Annotated in this window: 22 protein-coding genes; 15 read left to right on the forward strand and 7 right to left on the reverse strand. The window is 63.0% G+C overall.

The genetic code is table 11. From position 1 onward, the window contains the following. Complete coding sequence (yoaA, locus tag R2N11_RS14010) at nt 1-2,154, forward strand: DNA repair helicase YoaA (RefSeq protein WP_316681447.1); 2,154 nt, start codon at nt 1-3, stop codon at nt 2,152-2,154. Between the two features lie 71 nt (nt 2,155-2,225). Here yoaA and R2N11_RS14015 read toward each other — a convergent pair whose 3' ends face one another. Beyond that, nucleotides 2,226-3,071, reverse strand: a complete 846-nt coding sequence (locus tag R2N11_RS14015) for an outer membrane protein assembly factor BamD (RefSeq protein WP_316681448.1) — start codon at nt 3,069-3,071, stop codon at nt 2,226-2,228. A gap of 15 nt (nt 3,072-3,086) precedes the next feature. On the opposite strand from R2N11_RS14015, the gene R2N11_RS14020 reads away from it, so the two are divergent. Together R2N11_RS14020 and pgeF are read left to right on the forward strand one after the other, a co-directional pair. Continuing rightward, nucleotides 3,087-4,199 carry an RluA family pseudouridine synthase gene (locus R2N11_RS14020; protein WP_316681449.1) on the forward strand — a complete coding sequence of 371 codons (1,113 nt, stop codon included), beginning with the start codon at nt 3,087-3,089 and terminating at the stop codon, nt 4,197-4,199. Further along, nucleotides 4,183-4,992, forward strand: coding sequence for a peptidoglycan editing factor PgeF (gene pgeF / locus R2N11_RS14025; protein ID WP_316681450.1), 810 nt, complete (start codon nt 4,183-4,185; stop codon nt 4,990-4,992). The genes R2N11_RS14020 and pgeF overlap by 17 nt, the downstream gene beginning before the upstream one ends. Before the next feature lie 12 nt (nt 4,993-5,004). On the opposite strand, the gene R2N11_RS14030 is transcribed toward pgeF, so the two are convergent. Then, nucleotides 5,005-5,217: a hypothetical protein gene (locus R2N11_RS14030; protein ID WP_199031979.1), complete on the reverse strand. Its 213-nt coding sequence runs from the start codon at nt 5,215-5,217 to the stop codon at nt 5,005-5,007. A gap of 267 nt (nt 5,218-5,484) precedes the next feature. On the opposite strand from R2N11_RS14030, the gene phaC reads away from it, so the two are divergent. The 9 genes from phaC (at nt 5,485) to R2N11_RS14075 (ending at nt 16,278) form a co-directional block, all read left to right on the forward strand. Continuing rightward, on the forward strand, nt 5,485-7,281 hold the full coding sequence (phaC, locus tag R2N11_RS14035; RefSeq protein ID WP_316681451.1) for a class I poly(R)-hydroxyalkanoic acid synthase: 1,797 nt from the start codon (nt 5,485-5,487) through the stop codon (nt 7,279-7,281). An 86-nt stretch (nt 7,282-7,367) separates the two neighbouring features. After that, nucleotides 7,368-8,549: an acetyl-CoA C-acetyltransferase gene (locus tag R2N11_RS14040; protein WP_199031977.1), complete on the forward strand. Its 1,182-nt coding sequence runs from the start codon at nt 7,368-7,370 to the stop codon at nt 8,547-8,549. A 109-nt stretch (nt 8,550-8,658) separates the two neighbouring features. Next, nucleotides 8,659-9,399, forward strand: coding sequence for a 3-ketoacyl-ACP reductase (locus R2N11_RS14045; protein ID WP_199031976.1), 741 nt, complete (start codon nt 8,659-8,661; stop codon nt 9,397-9,399). 406 nt (nt 9,400-9,805) lie between these two features. Continuing rightward, nucleotides 9,806-10,360, forward strand: a complete 555-nt coding sequence (gene phaR, locus R2N11_RS14050) for a polyhydroxyalkanoate synthesis repressor PhaR (protein WP_021194616.1) — start codon at nt 9,806-9,808, stop codon at nt 10,358-10,360. A 208-nt stretch (nt 10,361-10,568) separates the two neighbouring features. After that, nucleotides 10,569-11,549 (forward strand): tRNA dihydrouridine synthase, encoded by a 981-nt coding sequence (locus R2N11_RS14055; protein ID WP_199031975.1) that lies wholly within the window; start codon nt 10,569-10,571, stop codon nt 11,547-11,549. Nucleotides 11,550-11,633: 84 nt separating this feature from the next. Continuing rightward, entirely contained in the window at nt 11,634-12,995 is a 1,362-nt protein-coding gene (rimO, locus tag R2N11_RS14060) for a 30S ribosomal protein S12 methylthiotransferase RimO (RefSeq protein ID WP_048932503.1), read from the forward strand. Nucleotides 12,996-13,094: 99 nt separating this feature from the next. Next, the gene (gene bktB, locus R2N11_RS14065; protein WP_316681452.1) at nt 13,095-14,279 is read left to right on the forward strand and encodes a beta-ketothiolase BktB; all 1,185 of its coding nucleotides are present in this window, start codon (nt 13,095-13,097) and stop codon (nt 14,277-14,279) included. Beyond that, a complete protein-coding gene (locus R2N11_RS14070; RefSeq protein ID WP_316681453.1) occupies nt 14,254-15,003 on the forward strand; it encodes a hypothetical protein in 750 nt (249 codons plus the stop codon). The genes bktB and R2N11_RS14070 overlap by 26 nt, the downstream gene beginning before the upstream one ends. A gap of 63 nt (nt 15,004-15,066) precedes the next feature. Continuing rightward, nucleotides 15,067-16,278, forward strand: coding sequence for a cystathionine beta-lyase (locus R2N11_RS14075; protein WP_316681454.1), 1,212 nt, complete (start codon nt 15,067-15,069; stop codon nt 16,276-16,278). An 86-nt stretch (nt 16,279-16,364) separates the two neighbouring features. Here the strand turns inward: R2N11_RS14075 and serB are convergent, their stop codons facing one another. The 3 genes from serB to mfd form a co-directional block, all read right to left on the reverse strand. Further along, complete coding sequence (serB, locus tag R2N11_RS14080; protein ID WP_199031971.1) at nt 16,365-17,222, reverse strand: phosphoserine phosphatase SerB; 858 nt, start codon at nt 17,220-17,222, stop codon at nt 16,365-16,367. 101 nt (nt 17,223-17,323) lie between these two features. After that, nucleotides 17,324-18,508: an acetylornithine deacetylase gene (gene argE / locus R2N11_RS14085; protein WP_316681455.1), complete on the reverse strand. Its 1,185-nt coding sequence runs from the start codon at nt 18,506-18,508 to the stop codon at nt 17,324-17,326. A 46-nt stretch (nt 18,509-18,554) separates the two neighbouring features. Next, nucleotides 18,555-21,998: a transcription-repair coupling factor gene (mfd, locus tag R2N11_RS14090; RefSeq protein WP_316681456.1), complete on the reverse strand. Its 3,444-nt coding sequence runs from the start codon at nt 21,996-21,998 to the stop codon at nt 18,555-18,557. A 159-nt stretch (nt 21,999-22,157) separates the two neighbouring features. Here mfd and ispD point away from each other — a divergent pair, with 159 nt between their 5' ends. Together ispD and ispF are read left to right on the forward strand one after the other, a co-directional pair. Continuing rightward, complete coding sequence (gene ispD / locus R2N11_RS14095; protein WP_316681457.1) at nt 22,158-22,895, forward strand: 2-C-methyl-D-erythritol 4-phosphate cytidylyltransferase; 738 nt, start codon at nt 22,158-22,160, stop codon at nt 22,893-22,895. Between the two features lie 26 nt (nt 22,896-22,921). Next, nucleotides 22,922-23,461: a 2-C-methyl-D-erythritol 2,4-cyclodiphosphate synthase gene (gene ispF, locus R2N11_RS14100; protein ID WP_316681458.1), complete on the forward strand. Its 540-nt coding sequence runs from the start codon at nt 22,922-22,924 to the stop codon at nt 23,459-23,461. 67 nt (nt 23,462-23,528) lie between these two features. Here the strand turns inward: ispF and R2N11_RS14105 are convergent, their stop codons facing one another. Further along, nucleotides 23,529-24,890, reverse strand: coding sequence for an ATP-binding protein (locus tag R2N11_RS14105; RefSeq protein WP_316681459.1), 1,362 nt, complete (start codon nt 24,888-24,890; stop codon nt 23,529-23,531). A gap of 34 nt (nt 24,891-24,924) precedes the next feature. Further along, nucleotides 24,925-25,647: an osmolarity response regulator transcription factor OmpR gene (gene ompR, locus R2N11_RS14110; RefSeq protein WP_004627064.1), complete on the reverse strand. Its 723-nt coding sequence runs from the start codon at nt 25,645-25,647 to the stop codon at nt 24,925-24,927. A 526-nt stretch (nt 25,648-26,173) separates the two neighbouring features. On the opposite strand from ompR, the gene R2N11_RS14115 reads away from it, so the two are divergent. Then, the gene (locus R2N11_RS14115) at nt 26,174-26,308 is read left to right on the forward strand and encodes a hypothetical protein (protein ID WP_316681460.1); all 135 of its coding nucleotides are present in this window, start codon (nt 26,174-26,176) and stop codon (nt 26,306-26,308) included. Nucleotides 26,309-26,327 lie beyond the last annotated feature (19 nt).

Here is a 26,327-nt window from a genome sequence, read left to right on the forward strand (position 1 = left end):
ATGCGGCTTCCTTCATTTGCCCCCAGGGACTTTTCTCCGTTGACTTCGCTTTCCCCGCTCGCCGAGCCGCCGAGTGATTCCGGTGCGGCTGGTGACACCTCTGCCGCCGCTGTCCCCGCCGATGCCCATCATGCTGAGCTGGCCACACTCTTCGCCGACGATGGCACGCTGGCCAAAGGCATCGACTCGTATCGGCCGCGCAGCTCGCAACTGACGATGGCGCAAGCGGTGGCCAATGCCATTGAGGCCACCGATTCGCTCATCGTCGAGGCCGGCACGGGCACGGGCAAGACTTACGCATACCTTGTTCCAGCGATGCTGTGGGGCGGCAAGGTGATCCTGTCCACGGGGACGAAGAACCTGCAGGATCAACTCTTCCTGCGTGACATTCCGACGGTGCGCAAGGCGCTGAATGCGCCGGTCTCGGTGGCGCTGCTCAAGGGGCGCGCGAACTACGTCTGCCATTACCACCTGGAACGCACGTCGCAGAACGGGCGCCTGTCGTCGCGTCAGGACGCGGCGTGGCTGCGCCAGATCAATCTCTTCCTGAAGACCACGAAGACGGGCGACAAGGCCGAGATGTCCACCGTGCCCGAGAACGCGCCGGTGTGGAATCTCGTGACGTCCACGCGCGACAACTGCCTCGGTTCCGACTGCGCGTACTACAAGGATTGCTTCGTCATGCGCGCCCGCAAGGAGGCGCAGCAGGCCGATGTGGTGGTGGTCAACCATCACCTGTTCTTTGCAGATGTGATGTTGAAGGACACGGGGATGGCCGAGTTGCTGCCGGCGGCCAACACGATCATCTTCGACGAAGCGCACCAGTTGCCAGAAACCGCCACGCTGTTCTTTGGCGAGACGATTTCGACCAACCAGATTCTGGAGCTGGCACGCGATGCCGTGGCTGAGGGGCTGTCGCATGCGCGTGATGCTGTGGACTGGGTTGCCATTGCTGCGCCGCTGGAGCGCGCCGCACGTGATCTGCGCCTGGTGTTCCGCCAGGACGGCGCGCGCCTGTCGATCAAGCAGATCGACAACGATCAGGCGACCGCCAAACCGTTCTACGAAGTGCTGCCGAAGCTGGAGCAAGCGCTGTCGGATTTCACAGGCGCGTTGGAGGCCCAGGCCGAACGCGCCGAGACCATCGAGCAATGCCATCGTCGTGCCGCCGCGCTGTGCGACCAGCTGGATGCGTGGGCGAACCCCAAGCCGGCGCCCGTGATGAAGAACGAAGAGGGCGAGACTGTGGAAACCGCACCGTTCGATGAACGCGTGCGCTGGGTTGAGGTATTTGCCAATTCCGTGCAGTTGCATCTGACGCCGCTGTCCATTGCGCCGATCTTTTCGCGCCAGCGTGCGGGCCAGCCGCGCGCATGGATATTCACCTCAGCCACGCTGTCGGTGCGTGGCAACTTCACACATTACGCGGCACAACTTGGGCTCAATCGGGATCAGTCGATGACGCTGGACAGCCCGTTCGACTACGCGTCGCAGGGCTTGCTGTATGTGCCGCGTGATCTGCCGCAACCGAGCGATCCGCGCTTTACGGATGCCGTGCTCGACGCTGCCTTGCCGATGATCGAGGCGGCGGGTGGCAAGACCTTCGTCTTGTGCACGACGCTGCGTGCCGTCAACCGCGCAGCCGAACGATTGGCCGATGAGTTTGCCCAGCGTGGTTGGGATTTTCCGTTGCTAGTGCAGGGGCAGGCCAGCCGCACCGAGCTGCTCGATCGTTTCCGCACGCTCGGTAATGCCGTGCTGATCGGCAGCCAGAGTTTCTGGGAGGGCGTGGACGTGCGCGGCGAGGCGTTGTCGCTGGTCGTGATCGATAAGTTGCCGTTTGCGCCGCCCGATGATCCGGTGCTGAGTGCGCGCATGGAAGCACTGGAAAAGAAGGGCTTGAGCCCATTCGCCGTACACCAGTTGCCGCACGCCGTCATCACGCTCAAGCAAGGGGCGGGGCGGTTGATTCGCTCCGAGACCGATCGCGGCGTGCTGATGATCTGCGACCCACGCCTGGTGGAGAAGAACTACGGCCGGCAAATCTGGCAAAGTCTGCCGCCCTTCAAGCGCACGCGTGAAGCTGATACCGCAGCGGGCTTTTTGCGCTCGCTGCAACCCGATACGCTGCCGGTAGACGCCGGTTCAGACTGATGTTGACGTGACGCACAAATAAAAAGCCCGGCCAAACTGGACCGGGCTTTTTATGGCTGTTCACGCCTTGCCTACCACATCTGGTACCACGGCTTGTCTTTCTTGCGTTGACCGAAGGCGAGGAAATCGCTGTTCGGGTAGTTCTGCTTGATGATGCGTTCGGTGTCGTCGCGCATGTCCTTCATGCCCAGCGCTTCGTACGACTTCATCATGATGTACAGGGCTTCTTCCACAGCCGGGGCGCGGTCGTAGTCCTTGATGGCATCCTGGGCACGGTTGACGGCAGCCAGGTAAGCGCCACGGCGATAGTAGTAGCGTGCAGCGCCCACTTCATGCTCAGCCATCGCGTTGACGATGTACTGCATGCGTGCGGTCGCATCCGGCGTGTACTTGCTGTTCGGGAAGCGCGTGATCAGCGTCTTGAACGCGTCATAGGCGGCACGCGCTGCCTTCGGGTCGCGCTCGCTCAGGTCTTGATTCGAGAAGCGGCCAAGCCAGCCCAGGTTGTCGTTGAAGTTGATCAGGCCCTTGAGGTAATAGGCGTAATCGACACTGGGGTGGTTCGGGTGCAACTGGATGAAGCGATCGACAGCAGCCAGCGCGGCGGCAGTTTCGCCATCCTTATAGTTGGCGTAAGCGGTTTCGATCTGCGCTTGCTGAGCGTACGGGCCGAACGGATAGCGGCTTTCAAGCTTTTCGTAGTACTTGACGGCCTTGGCGTAGTCGCCGCCGTCGAGCGAGTCCTTCGCTTCAGAATATAATTTGTTGGCTGACCAGCCGACCGTTTCGTCTTGCTGTTCTGGCAGGATGCCGCAGGCCGAAATGGTCAGGCATGCAAACCCTACCGCCAACACTGCTCCGATTTGTGCGCGGATTCGTACTCCAAAACGCGCCTGCTTTACGCTCGTGACCGACATGGGCACCTTTTCTCAATGAAAAATCGCATCAAGGATTATAGCCCAAGCCCTGTGTCGAACGACGCAGCGCCTGACGTTTCCATCACTTCGCAAGAAACCGAAGACGTGCTTGACGATGAGGCGCTCGACTTGCCCACCGCCGAAAGTGCAGAGGCAACAGAGCCGATCGTCGTCAAGGTGCCTGAGGTTCTGCACGGGGAGCGTCTGGATAAGGCGCTGGCCAAATTGCTGCCCGATTACTCGCGCAGCCGCCTGCAGCAATGGATCGACGCTGGTGCCGTGCGCATGGATGGCGCAGCGGTGCGCCCGCGCGCAGCGGTATCCGGCGGGGCACGCATCGAGGTTGTGCCGCAGCGAGCGGCCGACGAGAACGCCTTCGTGGCCGAGCCGATCGACCTGGACGTCGTCTACGAAGACGACACGCTGCTCGTCATCAACAAGCCTGCTGGCTTGGTTGTGCACCCGGCGGCAGGCAACTGGAGCGGTACCGTGCTCAACGGCTTGCTGCATCGCTATCCCGATGCTGCCGAGTTGCCGCGTGCGGGCATCGTCCACCGACTCGACAAGGAGACCTCCGGCTTGATGGTCGTCGCACGTACGCTGCCTGCGCAGACCGATCTCGTGCGTCAGTTGCAGGCTCGCACGGTCAAGCGGACTTATCTGGCGCTGGTCTGGGGGGAAATGCCGGAAGAGGCCACCATCGATGCGCCGATCGGACGTGACCCGCGCGACCGCACCCGCATGGCTATCATCGAAACGGCCAGCGGCAAGCAGGCACGTACGCATTTCAAGACGCTCGACGTGGTGGATCTGGGGCGCGCTCAGGTGTCGCTGGTGCGCTGCCAGCTCGAGACCGGCCGTACGCACCAGATTCGCGTGCACTTTGAGTCCGAAGGCCACCCGCTTCTGGGCGACCCGGTGTACACGCGCAACTTCCGTCGCGGCAAGCCGCAGACGATCAAGGCGCAGTTGCCGGTGCCGTTTGCGCGGCAAGCGCTGCACGCGGTGCGCCTGGGGCTTGTGCACCCTGCATCCGGTAAGTCAGTCCATTGGACGGCAGAGGTGCCTGACGATTTCGCAGAACTGTTGGAAGCCCTGGACCTGGATCCCGATGTCGATTTCACCTGATTGGATCATCCCCGACTGGCCGGCGCATCCGCGTGTCAAGGCACTGGCAACCACGCGGCTGGGGGGTGTCAGTACCGGACCTTACGGGCTGGCTGGCGGCCTGCCGGGTGGTCTGAATCTCGGTCAACACGTGGGCGATGCGCCGGATGCCGTCGAGCAGAATCGCCGCATCCTGCGCGCCGCCGTGGCTGCAGAGCCGGTGTGGATGGAGCAGGTACACGGCACCGGCGTAGCGGACCTGGATCAACTTACCGACGTGTCGGCGCCAGTGGTGGCTGATGCGGCGGTGGCGTCCTGGCGGGATCGCGTTTGTGTGGTCATGACGGCCGATTGCCTGCCTGTGCTGCTGAGCGACGCGCGTGGTGTGACGGTTGGAGCCGCGCATGCCGGCTGGCGCGGGCTGTGCAGTGGCGTGATCGAACGCACGGTCGACGCGATGATGCAACGGCTGCGTGCCTGTGGCCAGGAAGCCGATCCGACATGGCTGGCATGGCTGGGCCCAGCGATTGGCCCATCATGCTTCGAGGTTGGCGCGGAAGTGCGGCAAGCCTTCATCGACGCGGCTCAGCCGGATGAGCTGCCGGCGACCGAAGCGGCATTCGTGAGGGGCGTGCCGGAAGGAAAGTTCTTCGCCGATCTCTACGCGCTGGCCCGGCTGCGGCTAGCTCGCGTTGGCTGCACGAACGTGTACGGCGGAGGCTTGTGCACGATGACGGACGCCGATCGCTTCTACTCGTATCGCCGCGAGCGCACGACTGGCCGCATGGCCACCTTGATCTGGCGCGCGGAATAGCGCCGGTTGATGTCAGTTGGCGCCGTCGCCGGACGCGGCGGCGTCATTCTCTGCTTCCCGTGCCCGTCTGCGCCGTTTGCGTGCCGGCGAGCCGACAATCCACAAGAAGAGCGACAGCGGCGCCACGCCGTACAGGATAAATGTGCCGATACCGGCAATCCACGATTGCTCAGTCAAGGACATCATCAAAACAACGTAAAGCCAGGCAATGGCGACGATATACATGGCGGAAGAGCGCCCGGCGTTTGCGTAATGGTGCAGTCTCGCACGAAATTGCACAGGCTGGACCATAGCCCGCCATCGTGCTTAGCCATTCAAGGGCGCCACGCCTAGGTGGATTCGGCAAAACCCTTACTGGATCACGGTTTACAGGCAATCATCGGTCAACTCCGATTGACAGCCTTGAAACGGCAAGGCAACAATGGCCCGGAATACTGCGATTTGCGCCGCACAACCACCCGGAACGGCGCGTATTGCATGCATGAGGGCACTATGGCAACGCGTCAATCCGCATCTTCCAAAGCATCTAGCGCCCACACCCAAGCCCCCTGGCAGGGCTTGCCGGATCCGGCACAATGGGCTGAACAGTTCAAGCAATGGCAAGCCTACGCGGGCGCATTCGCTCAGCCTGGCGCTGCCGCTCCTGGCCTCGGCCAGTTCAATGGCGCTCAGATGATGGGCGAGGGCGCCGTGCCCTTCGCTCTGATCCCGCCTGAGCGCCTGGCTGAAATCCAGCAGAAATACCTTGAAGAGTGGCTTCAGATCTGGCGCCATATGAGCACCGGCGATAGCGCCGAGGCCGTCGCGCCGTCTGATCGCCGCTTTGCCAACGAGGTCTGGCGCAAGAGCCCGCTCTACGGTTACGCCGCTGCCTTTTACGTGCTGAACGCTCGTACGCTGATGGAAATGGCTGATGCCGTGCAGGCCGATGCCAAGACCCGCGAGCGCGTGCGTTTTGCCGTGTCGCAATGGACGGCGGCCATGTCGCCGTCCAACTTTCTGGCGACGAACCCCGAGGCGCAGAAGCAACTGCTCGAATCGCGCGGTGAATCCCTGCGCACCGGCATTCTGAACATGCTGCAGGACATGGAGCGCGGCAAGATCTCGCAGACGGACGAGGCAGCGTTCGAGATCGGCCGCAACGTAGCCAACAGCGAAGGCGCGGTCGTTTTCGAGAACGACTACTTCCAGCTGATCCAGTACAAGCCGCTGACGGCCAAGGTGTATGCCAAGCCGCTGCTGCTGGTGCCGCCGTGCATCAACAAGTACTACATCCTCGATCTGCAGCCGGCCAATTCGCTGGTGCGCTATGCGGTGGAGCAGGGCAACACGGTGTTCCTGGTGTCGTGGCGCAACCCCGATGTCAGCATGGCCTCGCGCACCTGGGAGGACTACATCGAAGGCGGCGCGATTGAAGCCATTCGCGTGGCGCGCGAGATCTCGGCGCAGGACCAGATCAACGTACTGGGCTTCTGCGTGGGTGGCACGATTCTCTCCACGGCACTGGCCGTTCTGGCTGCACGCGGGGAGCGCCCGGCCGCGAGTCTGACGCTACTGACGACGCTGCTGGACTTTACCGACACGGGCATCCTTGATGTCTTCGTCGATCAAGCCCAGGTGGAAATGCGCGAGCAGACCATCGGCACAAATGCACCCGCCGGCCCTGGCTTGTTGCGCGGCGTGGAACTGGCGAACACGTTCTCCTTCCTGCGCCCGAACGATCTGGTCTGGAACTACGTGGTCGAGAACTATCTGAAGGGTAAGACGCCTGCGCCGTTCGACCTGCTGTACTGGAACGGCGATTCGACCAACCTGCCGGGCCCGTGGTACTGCTGGTATCTGCGCCATACATACCTGCAGAACGATCTGAAGGAACCAGGCAAGCTGACCGTGGGCGGCACGCCTGTCGATCTTGGCAAGATCGATGTGCCGGTCTACATCTACGGCTCGCGCGAGGACCATATTGTCCCGTGGCAATCGGCGTATGCATCGGTGCCATTGCTCAAGGGCAAGCGGCGCTTCGTGCTGGGTGCCTCGGGTCATATTGCAGGCGTCATCAACCCGCCCGCGGCCAACAAGCGCTCCCACTGGATCAATACCAAACTGCCCGAGACTGCCGATGCGTGGTTCGAGGGCGCCAAAGAGTACCCGGGCAGTTGGTGGCCCGACTGGTCGGTTTGGCTGGCGTCACATGCTGGCGCACAAAAAGCCGCCCCCAAACGCTATGGCAATGCGGACTACCCGGAGATCGAGCCCGCTCCTGGCCGTTACGTCAAACAGAAAGCGTAAGATCGCGCGCATGATCCCCCGTTGCCGTCGCGGCTGCGGCCGCCGACGGTGTCTCTGACTCTCTTTCGACTGTGGAAGGTAAGCAAATGACCGATGTTGTGATCGTATCGGCGGTTCGTACCGCCGTAGGCAAGTTTGGTGGTTCGCTGGCGAAGATTGCAGCACCTGATCTGGGTGCAGCCGTGATTCGCGAGGCGCTCTCGCGTGCGAAGGTTTCGCCGGACCAGGTGAGCGAAGTCATCATGGGGCAGGTGCTGACCGCCGGTTCGGGCCAGAACCCAGCGCGCCAGGCCGTCATCAAGGCTGGGCTGCCCAACATGGTCCCGGGCATGACCATCAACAAGGTGTGCGGCTCGGGTCTGAAGGCCGTGATGCTGGCGGCCAACGCCATCATTGCGGGCGACGCGGATATCGTCGTGGCCGGTGGCCAGGAGAACATGTCTGCCGCGCCGCACGTACTGCCGGGTTCGCGTGACGGTTTCCGCATGGGCGACGCCAAGCTCATCGACTCGATGATTGTGGACGGGCTGTGGGATGTCTACAACCAGTACCACATGGGCATCACTGCCGAGAACGTCGCCAAGGAATACGGCATCACGCGCGAGGCACAGGACGAGTTTGCCGTGGCCTCGCAGAACAAGGCAGAAGCCGCGCAGAAGTCGGGCCGCTTCAACGACGAAATCGTTCCGATCCTGATCCCGCAGCGCAAGGGCGATCCGATTGCCTTTACGCAGGACGAGTTCGTCCGCCACGGCGCGACGCTGGATTCGATGGCTGGCCTGAAGCCTGCCTTCGACAAGGCTGGCACCGTCACAGCGGCCAATGCTTCGGGCCTGAACGATGGCGCCGCTGCTGTGGTCGTGATGTCTGCCGCCAAGGCCAAGGAACTGGGCCTGACGCCGCTGGCCACCATTCGTGCCTACGCCAGCGCTGGCCTGGACCCGAAGGTGATGGGCATGGGTCCGGTGCCGGCATCCAAGCGTTGCCTGTCGCGCGCTGGCTGGTCGGTGAACGATCTGGACCTGATGGAGATCAACGAGGCGTTTGCCGCGCAGGCACTGGCGGTGCATCAGCAGATGGGCTGGGATACGTCCAAGGTGAACGTCAATGGCGGCGCGATTGCCATTGGTCACCCGATCGGCGCATCGGGCTGCCGCATTCTGGTCACGCTGCTGCACGAAATGCAGAAGCGCGATGCGAAGAAGGGCCTGGCCTCGCTGTGTATCGGCGGCGGCATGGGCGTGGCGCTGGCTGTCGAGCGTCCGTAAATCTTTGTAGTGTTATCGGCGTGCGCTGAACGAAAGCAGGGCACGCCGATCCGAAGCATCTCCGCTTGAGAAAACTCAGGCGGCTTAATAACAAGGACTAGGAGTGGACATGACCAAACGCATCGCATACGTCACCGGTGGCATGGGCGGTATCGGAACGGCGATTTGCCAGCGCTTGGCGCGCGACGGCTTCATCGTTGTCGCAGGCTGCGGCCCGAATTCGCCGCGCAAGGCAAAGTGGCTCGAGCAGCAGAAGGCGCTGGGCTTTGATTTCGTCCCGTCCGAAGGCAACGTCGGTGATTGGGAGTCGACCAAGGCCGCGTTCGACAAGGTCAAGGCTGAAGTGGGTGAGGTGGATGTCCTCATCAACAACGCCGGCATTACGCGTGACGTGGTGTTCCGCAAGATGACCCGAGCGGATTGGGATGCTGTGATCGACACCAACCTCACGTCGCTGTTCAACGTGACTAAGCAGGTGATCGACGGCATGGTCGACCGTGGCTGGGGCCGCATCGTCAACATCTCGTCGGTGAATGGTCAGAAGGGGCAGTTTGGCCAGACCAACTACTCGACGGCCAAGGCTGGCTTGCACGGCTTCACGATGGCGCTGGCACAGGAAGTGGCGACCAAGGGCGTGACGGTGAACACCGTGTCGCCGGGCTATATCGCAACCGATATGGTGAAAGCGATTCGTCAGGATGTGCTCGACAAGATCGTCGGCACGATCCCGGTCAAGCGCCTGGGTGAGCCGACGGAAATCGCTTCGATCTGCGCATGGCTGGCGTCCGAAGAGTCGGGCTTCTCAACTGGCGCTGACTTCTCCCTCAACGGCGGCCTGCACATGGGCTGACCTTCAAGCGCCCATGCTGCGGTATTGCTGCAGCATGGGCGCAGCAATTTTCCCCCAGAAACCCGCTTTTGCCTGTTTGGTGCTGCGATGCTCAAGTGCGTTGCAGCAGTGCTCTTGCGCTTATCTTCGTCGCGCATTCGTGTGCATGAGCCGTATCAAAATGCTGCGGGTTTCTACCGGGGGAGGTCGCCTTTTCTTTGCATGGCGATCCGCATAGAATCCAATCACGGAGGCGCTCCGCAGGGAGACAAGGGGCGTCCGATCATAACCGGATGCATCTGCGTGGCTACATTCCTACGCAGATCGGAATAGCCGGGCAATCGCGTATTTTGCTGCACCGCTTGGTGTAGTCATTTCGCACTGCATCGGCTGCACCGCAGCAGCATCGCCAACACGGAAAGGCATGATGGCCACCAGCAAGAAGGGTACCGAACGGCTGATCAAGAAATATCCCAACCGCCGGCTCTACGACACCCAGACCAGCACCTACATCACGCTCGCAGACGTCAAGCAGCTCGTGATGGAGACCGAGGAGTTTCGCGTCGTCGACGCGAAGTCCGGCGAAGATCTGACCCGCAGCATCCTGCTGCAGATCATTCTGGAAGAGGAGACCGGCGGCGTGCCGATGTTCTCCGGCTCGATGCTGGCGCAGATCATCCGCTTCTACGGCAATGCCATGCAGGGGATGATGGGCACGTATCTGGAAAAGAACATCCAGGCATTCGTCGACATCCAGAGCAAGCTGGCCGAGAACTCGAAGGATCTCTACAGCGGCAACAGCTTCAACCCTGACATGTGGTCGCAGTTCATGAACATGCAGGGGCCGATGATGCAAGGCATGATGAGCAACTACATTGAGCAGAGCAAAAACCTGTTCGTGCAGATGCAGGAGCAGATGCAGAGCCAAGCCAAGAACATGTTCGGGACGTTCCCGTTCAACCAGCCGCCCGAAAAGAAGTAGGTCGGGCTGATATGGCAGGCAAGGGCGAATCGCGCGGCGGTTCGCCTTTTTTGTTTGGACGATGGGAATAAGGCGACAGGGTAAAATGCGCGGCCTCACGGGCTGATGCGTGCGCCTTACGCGTCACCTCAAGATATCGATTTCCCGCTTCGATCATTTCCATGTCCAACCTCAGCTTCCGGCATATTGACCGGCTGGCCGCTTTCGCATGAGCCGTCTTTTGCTCGCCCCGATGGAGGGCGTCGCGGATTTCGTCATGCGCGACACGCTGACCAGCGCCGGTGGCTTCGATGGGTGTGTCTCCGAGTTTGTCCGGGTGACGGGCTCCTTGCTGCCCCTGCGCACCTACGAGCGCGAGACGCCCGAAATCGCCAACGGTGGCTACACCGCCAGCGGCACACCCATGGTTGTTCAGTTTCTGGGTAGCGACCCGGAATGGCTTGCTCGGAACGCCGCGTACGCTGCGACCTTGTCACCGCACGGAATCGACCTGAACTTCGGCTGCCCGGCCAAAGTGGTGAATCGACACGGCGGCGGCGCCATGCTGCTCGATACGCCAGAAGTGCTGCACACGATCGTGGCGGCGGTGCGGGCCGCCGTTCCGCAACACATTGCGGTGACGGCCAAGATGCGCTTGGGGGTCTCCGATACGTCGCGCGCGATTGAGTGCGCGACCGCCCTGGCCGAAGGCGGTGCGGTGTCGCTGGTTGTGCATGCCCGCACACGCGATCATGGCTATCGCCCGCCAGCCCATTGGGACTGGATTGCGCGTATCGCGGATGCTGTACATGTGCCCGTCATCGCGAATGGCGAAGTCTGGACCGTGGGTGATTGGGAGCGCTGCCGCGCCGTCAGCGGTTGCGATGACGTGATGATCGGCCGCGGCGCCGTGTCCGATCCGTTCCTGGCCCAACGCATTCGCGGGCGGATGGAGCCGGAGCCCTCCGCCGCGGAATGGCCGATAGTGCTGGGTTTTCTTGCTGACTATCTGAAGAAGCTGCACGCGCGTATCTTGTCGAAGCACGAGCATGGCCGGGTCAAGTTGTGGCTCGGTTACCTGAAACGGACGTGGCCGCAGGCGGCTGCGTTGCACGATGCGATCCGGCGCCTGCAGGACCCAATGGAAATCCAGCGCGTGATTGAGCATGCGCTGCATCAGGGTGGCCGGCAGACGGCTCTGGCAGGGTAAAATGCGCATCCGCGCGGCGCGCATGGACGTACCGAAACCATGTCAAGCGCGCGGCACAAACACTCCCCACATCAGGTTGTCCCCATGTCCGACGTTAGTACCCAGAGCCCGAAAGTTGGCTTCGTTTCGCTTGGTTGTCCAAAGGCTTTGGTCGACTCCGAGCAGATCATCACCCAGCTCCGCGCGGAGGGGTATGAGATCTCCGGTACGTATGGCGGGGCGGACCTGGTGGTCGTCAACACCTGCGGCTTCATCGACGAGGCGGTGCAGGAAAGCCTGGATGCCATTGGCGAAGCGCTGGCCGAGAACGGCAAGGTGATCGTCACGGGCTGCCTGGGCGCCAAGAAAGATGCTGCCGGCCAGGACATCATCACCAGCGTGCACCCGAAGGTGCTGGCCGTGACAGGCCCCCACGCGCTGGGCGAAGTGATGGAAGCGGTGCACACGCACCTGCCCAAGCCGCATGACCCATTCATCGACCTGGTGCCGCCGCAGGGCATCAAGCTCACGCCCAAGCACTACGCGTATCTGAAGATTTCCGAGGGCTGCAACCACCGCTGCAGCTTCTGCATCATCCCGTCGATGCGTGGTGACCTCGTCTCGCGCCCGGTGGCGGAAGTGATGCTGGAGGCAGAAAACCTGCTGAAGGCCGGCGTGAAAGAGCTGCTGGTGATTTCGCAGGACACCAGCGCCTACGGTGTCGACGTCAAATTCCGCACCGGTTTCTGGAACGGCCGTCCGCTCAAGACGCGCATGACCGAGCTGGTCGCCGCGCTGGGTGAACTGGCTTCGCAATACGGTGCCTGGGTGCGCTTGCACTACGTCTACCCGTATCCGAGCGTGGACGAAGTGATGCCGCTGATGGCCGAGGGCAAGGTGCTGCCGTACCTCGACGTGCCGCTGCAGCACGCCCACCCGGATGTGCTCAAGCGCATGAAGCGTCCGGCCAATGCAGAGAAAACGCTCGACCGCATCCGCGCCTGGCGCGAGGTGTGCCCGGAGCTGACCATCCGCAGCACGTTCATCGCCGGTTTCCCGGGTGAGACGGAAGAAGAGTTCCAAACGCTGCTCGACTTCATCGCCGAGGCCGAACTGGACCGTGTGGGCTGCTTCGCCTACTCGCCGGTGGAAGGCGCGACCGCCAACGACCTGCCGGGCGCGCTGCCCGATGAGGTGCGTGAAGAGCGCCGCGCGCGATTCATGGAAGTGGCGGAGCGTGTGTCGGCTCGTCGCCTGCAGCGCAAGGTCGGCAAGTCGCTGCGCGTGCTGGTGGATGAGGTGAATCAGGACGGTGGTATCGGCCGTTCGTCGGCGGATGCGCCCGAAATTGATGGTCTGGTCTACATCGCGCCGCCGTCCAAGCCGTACAAACGCTACAAGGCGGGCGATTTCGTATCGGTCAAAATCACCGGCGCGGATGGCCACGACCTGTGGGGCGAAGTCTGAGTTTCAGGCTGCGCCCATTAGGTAATCGCACCTAAAATTTGCGAACGATCGTTCGTTTATACTGGCCGCCATCCAATTCTTAATTGCATGGAGACAGCAATGGTACGTGAAGTGGTGGTGGTCAGCGGCGTTCGTACCGCAATCGGGACGTTTGGCGGCAGCCTGAAGGACGTGGCGCCGTGTGAACTGGGTGCATTGGTCGTGCGCGAGGCACTCGCCCGTGCCGGCGTGAAGGGCGAGGAGGTCGGTCATGTGGTGTTCGGCCACGTCATCAACACCGAGCCCCGCGACATGTACCTCTCGCGCGTGGCAGCTGTGAACGGTGGCGTGTCGGCTGAAACGCCTGCGTTCAACGTCAACCGTCTGTGCGGCTCCGGCCTGCAGGCCGTGGTGAACGCTGCGCAGACCGTCCTGCTGGGTGACGCCGATATTGCCATCGCCGGTGGTGCCGAAAGCATGAGCCGCGCGCCGTACCTCGCGCCGGCTGCCCGCTGGGGCTCGCGCATGGGCGACGCCAAGATGGTCGACATGATGCTGGGCGCGCTGCACGACCCGTTCCACACCATCCACATGGGCGTGACGGCGGAGAACGTTGCCAAGGAGTTCGGCATCAGCCGTGAGCAGCAGGACCAGACCGCGCTGGAATCGCACCAGCGTGCCTCGCGCGCCATCCACGCCGGCTACTTCAAAGACCAGATCGTTCCGGTGACGATCAAGTCGCGCAAGGGCGACATCCAGTTTGATACGGATGAGCACGTCCGCCACGATGCGACCATCGACGACATGACCAAGCTCAAGCCGGTCTTCGTCAAGGAAAACGGCACAGTCACGGCTGGCAATGCTTCGGGCCTGAACGATGCTGGCGCCGCACTGGTGCTGATGGAGCGGTCGGTCGCGGAGAAGCGCGGCCTGAAGCCGCTGGCGCGCCTGGTGTCATACGGCCACGCTGGCGTGGATCCGAAGATCATGGGGATCGGTCCGGTGCCGGCTACGCGCAAGGCATTGGAGCGCGCTGGCCTGTCGGTCAAGGATCTGGACGTGATCGAAGCCAACGAAGCGTTTGCCGCGCAGGCTTGTGCCGTGACGAAGGAACTCGGCCTGGACCCGGCCAAGGTCAACCCGAACGGCTCGGGCATCTCGCTCGGCCACCCGATCGGCGCAACGGGCGCCCTGATTACGGTGAAGGCGCTGCACGAGCTGCAGCGCATTGGTGGTCGCTACGCGCTGGTGACCATGTGTATTGGTGGAGGACAAGGCATTGCGGCGGTGTTCGAACGCATCTGAACGCTTTCTTCTGATTGAGCGCCCGACTGGGCCGGCCGGCGCGTTGTTCGCGCTGGTGCTGGCCTTGGGCGCTGCGGGGGTGACAACGGCGTCTGCCCAGACGCCGGCTGCCAACAACGGCTATGACGTGTCGACCGGTGGCGCCAACGTGCAGCCGGGCGACCTTGGCCTGAATCGCGCCATTGCGGATGGCGACAAGCGGCGCGCTGCCAAGGCGGGTAATGGGTTCTCCGCCCAGACCGGCCAACCCCACGTGCTGCAGCCCCAGCCCGATTACGCAAAGTATCCCGTCTACACCGGCGTCATCGGTGATGTGCCGATCCACATGCGCCTCGGCCGCAAGCCCGGTGAGATCGACAGCGTCCACGGCGAGTACACGGCGGGCAAAGGCCCGGGCGTGCGCCTTGTCACCGGCGAATATGAAAATGGCGGCTTCCTGATGGAAGAGTCCGACGACGGCACGAACGTCACCGGCACATGGGAAGGCGCTATCGACACGCACGGCGTCGTGCACGGCACCTGGACGGATGTTGCGCACGGCGGCAATACGCTGCCATTCGTGCTGCGGCCGGTCGCTGTGGTGGTGATTCCCCCATACGATGCCGCTGCCAACAGCAATGCTGTGACGCCAGCCACGCCGCTGGTGCCCGCTGCACCTGGGCAGATCGCCCCGGCGCCGGCGCTACCGCCCGTCAATCCCGCGCGATCGGGCGCGCACTGGTAAGCTGCCGGGTCAGGTGCCCGCAGCTCCTTGCGCTGCACGTACGCTACTCGCCAGGAATCTTTCGTGACCGACGATATCAAGCTCCCGCCCAAGTTTCCCGCAACCCTGGCTGTGCATCCGGACCTGAATGTCCCGCCGGGTTTCGCCGCGTTTTCGCACGCCACGCATCGCGCCTCGACCGTGGTGTTCAAGAACCTCGCCGACATGCGCGCGTTCGGCAGCGGCAGTGTGGTGCACTGGCGTTACGGCCTGCATGCCACGCCGACCTCCGACGCACTGTGCCAAGCGCTCGCACAGATCGAGGGCGGTTCGCATGCGCTGCTGCTGCCCTCGGGTCTGGCTGCGATTTCGCTGGTGTACTTCGCGCTCATCAAGTCCGGCGACGACGTACTGATCCCAGACAACGCCTACGGCCCGAACCGTGACCATGGTGAATGGATGGCGCGCCAGTTCGGCATCACCGTGCGCTATTACGACCCCATGATCGGCGCCGGCATTACCGATCTGATCCGCCACAACACCAAGCTGGTGTGGCTGGAAGCACCGGGTTCGGTGACGATGGAGGTGCCTGATTGCACGGCCATCGCCGAGGCGGCCCGCGCAGCTGGTGCCATCACGGCCATCGATAACACCTGGAGCGGCGGTGTGTACTACCAGCCGTTCGCGCACGGCATCGACATCTCCGTGCAGGCGCTGACCAAGTACCAGTCGGGTGGCAGCGACGTGCTGATGGGTGCCACCATCACCAACGACGAGGCGTTACACCACAAGCTGCTGGCGACGCGCATGCGCATGGGCTGGGGGGTCTCGGCGGACGATTGCTATTTTGTACTGCGCGGCTTGCCGAGCCTGCCGACGCGCCTGGCGGCACACGATGCCCATGCGCGTGAAGTGGCCGAATGGCTGGCTGACCGGCCTGAAGTCGTACGCGTACTGCACCCGGCGCTACCCAGCTGCCCGGGCCATGAATTCTGGAAGCGCGACTTTACCGGCGCGAGCGGCTTGTTTTCGATCGTGCTGCACGAGCGCTATTCGCAGGCGCAGATCGACGCCTTCATCGAAAGCTTGCGCTACTTTGCGATCGGTTTTTCGTGGGGTGGGGCAAACAGCCTGGCATTGCCCTACAACATCCCGTCGATGCGTACGGCGACGGCTTGGCCGCCGGCCGATTGGGAGAACGCGGGTGGTTTCGTGCGCCTGTATATCGGCCTGGAAGACCCGCGTGATTTGATCGCCGATCTGAAGCTGGCGATGGAGACGCACCTGCGGGCTTGATCTGGTCGGTCTGCCAGGGCACTGGAGCGGGGCGCACAGGTTGCGCCCCGTTTTGATTTCTCCAACCGGTGCCGGTGGTTGGAGCTTTACTGCTGCGGGAAGAGATTCAGCAACCCGTCCAGGCCGACAACGTTGAACGCCACATCGGCCTGTGCCTGCACGATGGGCTTGGCGCGGAACGCCACCGACAAGCCCGCCACGCCCATCATCTTCAAATCGTTCGAGCCGTCGCCCATGGCGATGGCGTTATGCGGCGTTACGCCCATGTCCTTGCAGAACGCCTTGAGCGTCTGCGCCTTCACGTCGGCATTGACGATCTCGCCGAGCACGCGGCCGGTCAGCTTTCCATCCACGATCTCCAGGGTATTGGCGCGCGTACGGTCGAGCCCCAGACGCTCTTGCAGGCGCGAGGTGAAAAACTCGAAGCCACCCGACACCAGCAGCGTGCGGATGCCCATTGCCTGTACGGCCTTGAGCATCTTTTCTGCGCCCAGTGAGAGCTGCAAGCGTTCGTTGTAGACGCGCTCCAGCACGCTCGCATCCAGTCCCTTGAGCAGCTCCACACGGCGCGTCAGGCTTTCGTTGAAATCCTTGATCTCACCGCGCATCGAGGCCTCGGTGATGGCGGCCACCTGCGGCTTGAGCCCGCAGAAGTCCGCAATCTCGTCGATGCATTCGATGGTGATCAGCGTGGAATCCATATCCATCGCCAGCACGCGGAAGTCCCCAAAGGTCCATTCGTCTGGAATCCACGCGTAGTCCAGCTTCAGGTTGGCGCAGATGGCGTCGAGCTGGACGCGCAGCTCGCTGGGCAGCTCATGCACCCATTCGATGGCGGCGACGTTGGGCGCACGCATTTCAAATGCAGCGGTGCCGAACAGGCTGCGGACGGACTCGATATCGCCGGTGGACAGCGGCGACAGGCTTTGCAGGACGACAGGCATGGGAGGACGGGGAAAGGATGCGCCGGGGAAGCGCGCTATTGTAGCGAAGCCCCCGGTAGGAATGCGCCCCACAAAAAGGTGAGGCGCGCGCAGCACAAAACTCAGGCGGAGGCCGTCTCCGCCGTCAAGCTGTGGGCGACCTTGGCGAGGAAGCGGTCGCAGGCGTCGAGTTGTGCCAGCTCCACGTATTCGTTGGCCTTGTGCGCTTGCTCGATGTTGCCGGGGCCGCACAGCACGGCCGGAATGCCGGCGCGCTGGAACAAGCCGGCCTCGGTGCCGTAGGCAACCTTGCGCTTGTCGTTGTCTTCGGTCAGCACGCGCACGAGCTGCGTGATGGCGGCCTGCTCAGAGGCGTCCAACGATGGCGCAGCGGCAATCTCAGCCAGTTCGATGCGCGCGTCCGGGTGTTCCCGCTGCATGGCGGGCTCGATGGTTTCGCGAACATAGCGTTCCACGCGCGTCCGGATGGCCGGCGCATCCACACCCGGCAGATTGCGGAACTCGAACACGAATTCGCACAGCGCCGGAATCGTGTTGAGCGCGATCCCGCCGTTGATCAGTCCCGTGGACGACGTGGTGAACGGCACATCAAACGCTTCGTCAAATGGGCCCTGGGCGCGGAATTCATCGGCCAGATCGCGCACAAAGCAGATGATGCGCGCGGCGTACTCAATGGCGTTGACGCCCTGCGGCGTGAGCGACGAATGCGCGGCGCGGCCATGCACGCGGCAGCGGTAAGCATTGATGCCCTTGTGCGCGACGATGGGGCGCATGGAGGTGGGCTCGCCGACGATGCAGCCGGCAGGTTTGATTCCACGTGCGATCAGGTCTTCGATCATGCGCGGGGCGCCTACGCAGCCGACTTCTTCGTCGTACGACAGCGCAAGATGTATTGGTTCACGCAACTTGGCTTGCAGCAGCGAAGGCACCAGCGCCAGCGACGACGCGATGAAGCCCTTCATGTCACACGTACCGCGCCCGTACAGCTTGCCATCACGCACTTCCGGCGTGAACGGATCGCTGTCCCACTTCTGGCCGTCCACCGGCACCACGTCGGTGTGGCCCGACAGCACGATGCCGCCTTGCACGCTGCCGTTGGCGGCGGGAATGGTGGCGAACAGGTTGGCCTTGTTGCGCTCATCGTTGTGCGAGAGATGCGATTCAAGACCGGCGCCGCGCAGATAGTCGCGCACGGTTTCAATCAGCGCGAGGTTGGAGCCGCGGCTGGTGGTGTCGAAACTGACCAGTTTGCGGGTCCAATCGAGCGTAGAGAGAGCGGTGCTCATGGTGTGTCCTTCTATGTTTTTTCTTTGATCGGGCGATGCTAGCGCATCAGCTCAATTGCCGCATGGCGTGGCGAATCGTCTGCGCCAACGCGGCCGTCTCGGCGGGGATGTTCTCGATGCGCAGCCGGTCTTGCCCGGCCAGCTTGATCTGCCGATTCTTCTGCACGAGGTCGATGATCTTGATGGCGTCCACCGGCGGGTTGGGTACGAAATGCAGCGTGACCGCCTCCGCGCCCTTATCGATCTTGCGGATGCCCAGCGGCTGCGCGGCGATGCGCAGACGGTGCGTCTCGATGAGCGACTGCGCCTGCGGCGGCAGCTTGCCGAAGCGGTCGATCAGCTCTTCCTGGATGTTGTCGATGGTCTCGCTGCTCTCGCAGTTGGCCAGGCGCTTGTAGAGCGACAGGCGCTCCTGCACATCGCCACAGTAGTCCTGCGGCAGCAGGGCGGGCGTGCCGAGGTTGATCTCGGTGGTGGCCGCCAGCGGCGCCATCAGGTCGGGTTCCTTGCCGGCCTTGAGCGACTTCACCGCCTGGTTGAGCATGTCGGTGTAGAGCTGGAAGCCGATCTCGGAAATCTCGCCCGATTGCTTGTCGCCCAGTACCTCGCCGGCGCCGCGAATTTCCAGATCATGCATTGCCAGATAGAAACCCGAACCCAGCTCTTCCATCTGCTGAATGGCTTCCAGTCGGCGCTGCGCCTGTTTGGTCAGGCCGTCCAGATCGTGTGCCAGCAGATATGCATACGCCTGGTGGTGCGAGCGCCCGACGCGGCCACGCAACTGGTGAAGCTGCGCCAGACCGAATTTGTCGGCGCGGTGGATCAGGATCGTGTTGGCGGTCGGCACGTCGATGCCGGTTTCGATAATCGTCGTGCACAGCAGGATGTTGGCGCGCTGGGCCACGAAATCGCGCATCACGCGTTCCAGCTCGCGCTCGTGCATCTGGCCGTGGGCGACCACCACGCGGGCCTCGGGAATGAGTTCCTCCAGCTTAGCGCGCTTGTTCTCGATGGTCTCGACCTCGTTGTGCAGGAAGTAGACCTGGCCGCCACGCTTCAACTCCCGCAGGATGGCCTCGCGCAGCACGCCGTCTTCTTCGCGGCGCAGGAAGGTCTTGATGGCCAAGCGCTTTTGCGGCGCGGTGGCGATGACCGAGAAATCGCGCAGGCCTTCCAGTGCCATGCCCAGCGTACGCGGGATCGGCGTGGCGGTGAGCGTGAGCACGTCCACCTCGGCGCGCAGCGTTTTGAGCGCCTCTTTCTGGCGCACGCCAAAGCGGTGTTCCTCGTCGATGATGACGAGCCCCAGCCGGTTGAACTTCACGTCCGGCGAGAGCAGCTTGTGCGTGCCGATCACGATGTCGATGGTGCCGGCGTTGATGGCTTCGATAGCGCCGTCGATTTCCTTCTTGTTCTTGAAGCGCGAGATCTCGGCGATGCGCACCGGCCAATCGGCAAAGCGGTCGACCAGCGTCTGGTAGTGCTGCTCGGCCAGCAGCGTGGTCGGCGCGAGGATGGCGACCTGCTTGCCGCCCATCACGGCCACAAACGCGGCACGCAGGGCGACTTCCGTCTTGCCGAAGCCGACGTCGCCGCAAACGAGGCGGTCCATCGGCTTGCCGGATGTCATGTCAGCGATGACGGCGGCAATGGCGGCGGCCTGGTCCGGCGTTTCTTCAAAACCGAAGCTCTCCGCAAACTTGACGTAGTCCTCCGGCGTGAGCGGGAAGGCGAAGCCCTGGCGCAGCGCGCGGCGTGCGTACAGGTTCAGCAGTTCGGCGGCCGTGTCGCGGATCTGCTGTGCAGCCTTGCGCTTGGCCTTCTCCCACTGGCCGGAGCCCAGGGAATGCAGCGGCGCGGTTTCCGGATCAGCACCCGAGTAGCGCGAGATCACATGCAACTGGTGCACCGGCACGTAGAGCTTGTTGCCCTTGTCGTAGTCGAGGTGGAGGAACTCCTCCTCACCGTTGCCCATGTCGATGGAGATGAGCCCTTGATAGCGGCCGATGCCATGTTCGCTGTGGACTACCGGGTCGCCGATCTTCAGCTCAGCCAGGTCACGCACCATCGCATCAACGGCGGTGGCCTGTTCCTGCTTGCGGCGGCCGGCGCGGCGCACCGTTTGCGCGTACAGCTCGGTCTCGGTGATGATGGCGATGCCTGGTTTGTCCACCCCGTCGCCCAGGATGAAGCCCTGGTACAGCGGCGCCACGCCCAGCACGAACTTGGCTTCACCACGCATCAGGTCGGCAAAATCGGCCACGCCCTCGGGGTGCAGGCCGCTGGCGGCGAGCATTTGCGCGAGCGTTTCGCGGCGGCCGGCGGATTCTGCGCAGATCATCACGCGGCAGTTGCCGCGCATCAGGAAGGATTCGAGGTTGACCAGTGGGTCTTCTGCGCGGCGGTTGACCGCAACGTTTGGCAGCGGCAGCGAGAGCGGCGCATCGCCGGGTTCTGCGCGCAGCACAAGGCGCGCATGCGGCTTGGCCGCCACGAAGAACGCTTCTTCATCCAAATACAATGCGGCGGGCTCCAGCAGCGGCCGCTCGCGGTCGTGGCGCATGAAGTTGTAGCGCTGCGTGGTGTCGGCCCAGAAGCGGCGTACGGCACCCTCGATGTCGCCGACGAAGGCCAGGTGCGTGGTGCCCGGCAGGTAGTTGAACAGCGTGGCGGTTTCTTCGAAGAACAGCGGCAGGTAGTACTCGATGCCGGCCGAGGGCACGCCGTTGCCGATGTCCTTATAGATCGGCGAGCGCGTCGGGTCTCCCTCGAACACCTCACGCCAGCGGCCGCGGAAGGCGGTGCGCGAGGCTTCGTCCATCGGGAATTCGCGGCCCGGCAGCAGGCGCACTTCGTTCACGGGGTAGAGGCTGCGCTGCGTGTCGGGGTCGAACGCGCGGATGGTCTCGATCTCGTCGCCAAACAGGTCGAGCCGGTACGGCAGTGGCGAGCCCATCGGGAACAGGTCGATCAGCCCACCCCGCACGGAGTATTCGCCGGGGCGCATGACGGCGCTGACATGCTCATAGCCCGCCAGCGTGAACTGCGCCTTGAGCGCGGCCTCATCCAGCTTTTCGCCTTTCTTGAAGAAGAACGTGTAGGCGGCCAGGAATGATGGCGGCGCCACACGCTGCAAGGCCGTCGACGCTGGCACCAGCAGGATGTCGCAGGCGCCGTTCTGCAAGTCGTGCAGCGTTGCCAGCCGTTCGGAAATCAAGTCCTGGTGCGGCGAGAAATTGTCGTATGGCAGCGTTTCCCAGTCCGGCAGCAGTTTCACGCGCGCCTGCGGGGCAAACCAGCGCAGTTCTTCGGCCAGGCGCTGGGCGTCGACAGCATTGGCGCAGACCACAGCCAGCATCGGCACGGCAGCGCGATGCTGCTCCAGATAGCGCGCGAGCAGCAGGGCATCCGCCGCGCCTTGCAGGCCACTGAAGACAAAGCGCGCGCCCGGTTTGACGGCGGGCAGGGCAGAGAGCGAGAAATCAGACATGGGGTGTCAGGATCGGTAGGCAAAGCACGACACCCCACCGGCGTTTGCAGGCGGGGTGTCGTGACACTGGCCGCTATTATAAAATCCGCGCCAATCGCGTGCTGGCGACGGCTCAAAACCTGAGAAAACGTCGTATCCACGCCTCATCTTCCGCATTCCATGTCCGAACCTTCCCGCTCAGGCCAACGCCGCTTTGCGCTGATTCCCTCAGCCGGCACTGGTTCGCGCGCCGGCGGCGATTTGCCCAAGCAATATCAGGCAATCGCCGGACGGCCGATGTTGTGGCACACCGCACAAGCTTTTCTGGCCAGCCCCGAGATCGATTCCGTGTTGATCGTGACGACACCGGGTGCGCAACCGCTCGTGCAGCGTTTTCCTGATGGCCACTTCGATGCACCCAAGCTGGTCGAAGTGGATTGCGGTGGTGATTCGCGCCACGCGTCGGTCACGCATGGTTTGGCAGCGTTGCGTGGGCTTGGGGCGCACGATGACGATTGGGTGCTCGTGCACGATGCCGCGCGCCCAGGTCTGACGCCTGCGCTGATTGCGCGGTTGGTTGCGGCAGTCGAGAGCGAAGGCTCGCAGGCCGTTGGTGGCATCCTCGCGCTGCCTGTGGCCGATACGCTCAAGCGTGCAGACGCCGATCAGCACATCGGTGCCACAGTGCCGCGTGATGGCCTGTGGCAAGCGCAAACACCGCAGATGTTCCCGCTCGGCCTGCTGGAGCGCGCGTTGCACGACGCATTGGCGCAACAACGCATCGTTACCGATGAAGCCAGTGCCATTGAGGGGGCTGGCCACAAGCCGCTGCTGGTGCCGGGCGCGCTGCGCAACTTCAAGGTGACGTATCCCGACGATTTCGCGCTTGCCGAGGCCATCCTCGCACGGCACGCATAAGACAAACCTCACGAGGCATCGCAAGCATGAATTGGATGGACATCCGCATTGGCCAAGGCTACGACGTACACGCACTGGTGGAAGGCCGCAAGTTGATCCTGGGTGGCGTAGAGATTCCGCACACACGCGGGCTGCTCGGCCACTCCGATGCCGATGCGCTGCTGCATGCGATTACCGATGCGCTGTTCGGTGCCGCCAGCCTGGGTGACATCGGCCGGCATTTCCCCGACACCGATCCGGCCTTTGCTGGCGCCGACAGCCGCGTGCTGCTGCGTGAAGCCGTGCAACGCGTGCGCAAGGCCGGCTATGCCGTGGGCAATGTCGATGCCACCGTCATCGCACAGAAACCGAAGCTCGCCCCGCACGTGCCGGGCATGGTTGCCAACCTGGTGGAAGACCTTGGTATTGCGCCCGAGCGTTGTAACGTCAAGGCCAAGACCAACGAGAAGCTCGGCTTCGAGGGCAAGGAAGAGGGCATCGTCGCACAGGCCGTGGTGCTGATCTATCGCGCAGAAGCTGCCGAGATTGATGATCTGAACGGCAGCAATTACGGGCAAGCGCGCTGATGCTCCGATTGGAGTTGTGACGCATGACCGTCGTAAAGGCCGGTAGGTTGTGCCCGAGCGGCACAGATCAGTAGCGTGTGTAGCAGGCGCTGACGACCAGCCCGGTTTCTGGCGGTGTGCGGTTCTCCAGCACCAGCCGACCGCCGCTGCGCTGCAGGATGCGATTGACGATCGACATGCCGAGCCCGGCGCCCTTGGCCTCGCTGCGGGCAGATTCGAGTCGGTAGAACGGGCGCGTGAGCAGGCCAAGCTGATCGACGGGCACACCGGCGCCGCGATCGGCCACGCACAACACCACCTCGTTGTTCTGCAGCAGAGTACTGACCGTGATGTCGGCGCGACCGGTGCCGGGCGTCTTGCCGTAGCGGCGCGCGTTTTCAATCAAATTGTCGAGAATGCGCTGCGTCTCCATCCGGTTGCAGCGGGCGATGGCTTCCGGCGCGAGCTTGAGCGTGAGATCGATGTCATCGTGCGCTGAATACACCGGTGCCGTATCGCGCACGAGTTCGGTCAGATCCACCTCTTCCTGCATCTCACTGGAAGGGCGCGCGTAGTCGAGGAACTGGCCGATGATGGCGTCCATCTGCTCGATGTCGGCCACCATCAGCTCGCGCGTTTGTTCGTCGACGGGGCTCATTTCGGTTTCCAGGCGCAGGCGCGTGAGCGGTGTGCGCAAGTCGTGCGAAATGCCGGCCAGCATGACGGCGCGGTCGGCCTCGAGCTGTTTGAGGTCGCGCACCATCTGGTTGAAGCTGTGATTCGCTTGCGCCACTTCGGTGCCGCCGGCTTCGGGTAGCGCCTTCGGGTCGTCGCCCGCGCTGATGGCGCGTGCTGTGTCGGCCAGGCGCTTGAGTGGCTGGTTCACGCGCGAGGTGATGAATGCCGCGCCCAGCACCGACAGCACCAGTGCCGCCATCGACCACCACAGCCACTGCAGTCCCGGCACGTGCTCGAAACGATCAGGGCTGATGGCAACCCAGTAGTCGTCCCCTTCGATCTGGAAGCTCACCCAAACGCCAGGAATATCGTTGACCGCCGTGGCAATCACCGTTTCGGCACCCAGCCGGTTGCGGATCTCCTGCTGGACGAGTTGCGTCAGGTACGGGTTGGTGTGCGGCTCGCGGTACTCATCTTCCTTTTCACGCGGGTAGACCTTGATGCCTTCGTTCTGCACGAGGTCCAACAGCAGGAAGCGCCGGCGCGCTGGGTCGGAATAGAGCAGTGCCGCCCGCGTGAGCTTGACCACGCTGACGACCTGCATGGCGATCTGTTGCGCGCGCGGTTCACGCTCGAAAATGCGGAAGCTCTGGAACCAGACGCCCAGCGAGATCGCAATGAGCAGAGCGATCAGCATGAAGGTTCGCCAGAACAGCGAACCAAACACACTGATCAACAGATGCCGCAGCGCGGCCGGACGCGGAATGCGCAAGTCGGTTGCGGATAAGAGGGGTTACTTGGCGCCCTTACTTGGCGCCATCAGGAATGAACACATAGCCCAGGCCCCAGACCGTCTGGATGAAACGCGGGTTGCTGGCGTCAGGCTCGATCAGCTTGCGCAGGCGCGAGATCTGTACGTCCAGGCTGCGGTCGAAGACTTCATATTCACGCCCGCGCGCCATTTCCATTAGCTTCTCACGCGATAGGGGTTGGCGCGGATGGCGCGCAAACACCTTGAGCACGGAGAATTCGCCCGTCGTAAGTGTGATCTCTTCGTCGTTCTTCTTGAGTGTGCGCGTGGCCAGGTTCAACACGAAATCGCCAAAGGCGAAGGTTTCGGGCGTTTCCGACGGGGCGCCGGGAATCTCGGCCGGACCACGGCGACGCAGCACGGCGTGAATGCGTGCGATCAGCTCGCGCGGGTTGAAGGGCTTGGGCAGATAATCATCGGCGCCCATTTCGAGGCCGACGATGCGGTCCACGTCTTCGCCCTTGGCGGTGAGCATGATGATGGGCGTCTGATCGTTTGCGCCGCGCAGGCGACGGCAGATCGACAGGCCATCTTCGCCCGGCATCATGAGGTCGAGCACGAGCAGGTCGAAGCGCTCGCGCAGCCAGAGTTTGTTCATGGCCGTGGCGTTTTCCGCCACCAGCACGGTGAAGCCCTGTTCCCCGAGGTAACGGCGCAGCAGATCGCGCAGGCGGGGATCGTCATCAACGACGAGAATCTTTTGACCAGAATTTTCCATGGCGCTAATGGTAACGACAAAAACATGGCCCCGCGGGAGTTCAGGCAGCGGTGGAAGCCCAATTGAAACAGACGGTTACATTATTTACCGGGCCACACGAACAGTCTGTAGGACGCACGGCTACACTGCCTTGGCGGTTCCTCAGTTGGGATCAAATAGTGCTGACCCCCATAAAGGGGGCTGGCGTGCAATGCGGTTGCCTGATATCGATTGTCGCGCAATGATGCATGGCGCATCGGTTTCCAGCAACATGGACGTGGCTTCTCTCTCTCTTTTGACGGATCGATCAGCAAGTTTCCGGCGGCGCCTGGCGCTGACGGCGTGTGCTGCCGCCCTCTGCCTGGCGTATCTGCCGGCACAGGCGCGTGGGCCGCACAATGCCCCCCCCAGTGGATTCGGAGGGGGGAACGGGTTCGGTCGATTCAACGGCGGTGGCTTCTTCGAGGCCGCCGCGCCGCACAAGGGCGGGAACCAGGGTGGAGGACGCGGTAACGAGGCAGATGAACGCCGTCGCCGTGCCGCTGCCATGGAAAGCCGCCGAGCCGAGAGCGAAGGCCGGTCGTCGCCACCCCCGCAGCGCAAGCTGTCACCCGAGGAACGCAAGCAGTTGCGTCAGAACATCTATGACGTCACGCGGGACATCTATCACCGTGGCGGCTAGGTAGGGGCCGAGGAACGGC

It is taken from the genome of Ralstonia flaminis (assembly GCF_958415495.1).
Lineage (GTDB): Bacteria > Pseudomonadota > Gammaproteobacteria > Burkholderiales > Burkholderiaceae > Ralstonia > Ralstonia flaminis.

Excerpts from the sequence above, each read along its gene's own strand:
- yoaA (WP_316681447.1), top strand. The coding sequence starts at position 1 with ATGCGGCTTCCTTCATTTGCCCCCAGGGACTTTTCTCCGTTGACTTCG.
- R2N11_RS14015 (WP_316681448.1), bottom strand. The coding sequence starts at position 3,071 with ATGTCGGTCACGAGCGTAAAGCAGGCGCGTTTTGGAGTACGAATCCGC.
- R2N11_RS14020 (WP_316681449.1), top strand. The coding sequence starts at position 3,087 with ATGAAAAATCGCATCAAGGATTATAGCCCAAGCCCTGTGTCGAACGAC.
- pgeF (WP_316681450.1), top strand. The coding sequence starts at position 4,183 with ATGTCGATTTCACCTGATTGGATCATCCCCGACTGGCCGGCGCATCCG.
- R2N11_RS14030 (WP_199031979.1), bottom strand. The coding sequence starts at position 5,217 with ATGTATATCGTCGCCATTGCCTGGCTTTACGTTGTTTTGATGATGTCC.
- phaC (WP_316681451.1), top strand. The coding sequence starts at position 5,485 with ATGGCAACGCGTCAATCCGCATCTTCCAAAGCATCTAGCGCCCACACC.
- R2N11_RS14040 (WP_199031977.1), top strand. The coding sequence starts at position 7,368 with ATGACCGATGTTGTGATCGTATCGGCGGTTCGTACCGCCGTAGGCAAG.
- R2N11_RS14045 (WP_199031976.1), top strand. The coding sequence starts at position 8,659 with ATGACCAAACGCATCGCATACGTCACCGGTGGCATGGGCGGTATCGGA.
- phaR (WP_021194616.1), top strand. The coding sequence starts at position 9,806 with ATGGCCACCAGCAAGAAGGGTACCGAACGGCTGATCAAGAAATATCCC.
- R2N11_RS14055 (WP_199031975.1), top strand. The coding sequence starts at position 10,569 with ATGAGCCGTCTTTTGCTCGCCCCGATGGAGGGCGTCGCGGATTTCGTC.
- rimO (WP_048932503.1), top strand. The coding sequence starts at position 11,634 with ATGTCCGACGTTAGTACCCAGAGCCCGAAAGTTGGCTTCGTTTCGCTT.
- bktB (WP_316681452.1), top strand. The coding sequence starts at position 13,095 with ATGGTACGTGAAGTGGTGGTGGTCAGCGGCGTTCGTACCGCAATCGGG.
- serB (WP_199031971.1), bottom strand. The coding sequence starts at position 17,222 with ATGCCTGTCGTCCTGCAAAGCCTGTCGCCGCTGTCCACCGGCGATATC.
- argE (WP_316681455.1), bottom strand. The coding sequence starts at position 18,508 with ATGAGCACCGCTCTCTCTACGCTCGATTGGACCCGCAAACTGGTCAGT.
- mfd (WP_316681456.1), bottom strand. The coding sequence starts at position 21,998 with ATGTCTGATTTCTCGCTCTCTGCCCTGCCCGCCGTCAAACCGGGCGCG.
- ispD (WP_316681457.1), top strand. The coding sequence starts at position 22,158 with ATGTCCGAACCTTCCCGCTCAGGCCAACGCCGCTTTGCGCTGATTCCC.
- ispF (WP_316681458.1), top strand. The coding sequence starts at position 22,922 with ATGAATTGGATGGACATCCGCATTGGCCAAGGCTACGACGTACACGCA.
- ompR (WP_004627064.1), bottom strand. The coding sequence starts at position 25,647 with ATGGAAAATTCTGGTCAAAAGATTCTCGTCGTTGATGACGATCCCCGC.
- R2N11_RS14115 (WP_316681460.1), top strand. The coding sequence starts at position 26,174 with ATGGAAAGCCGCCGAGCCGAGAGCGAAGGCCGGTCGTCGCCACCCCCG.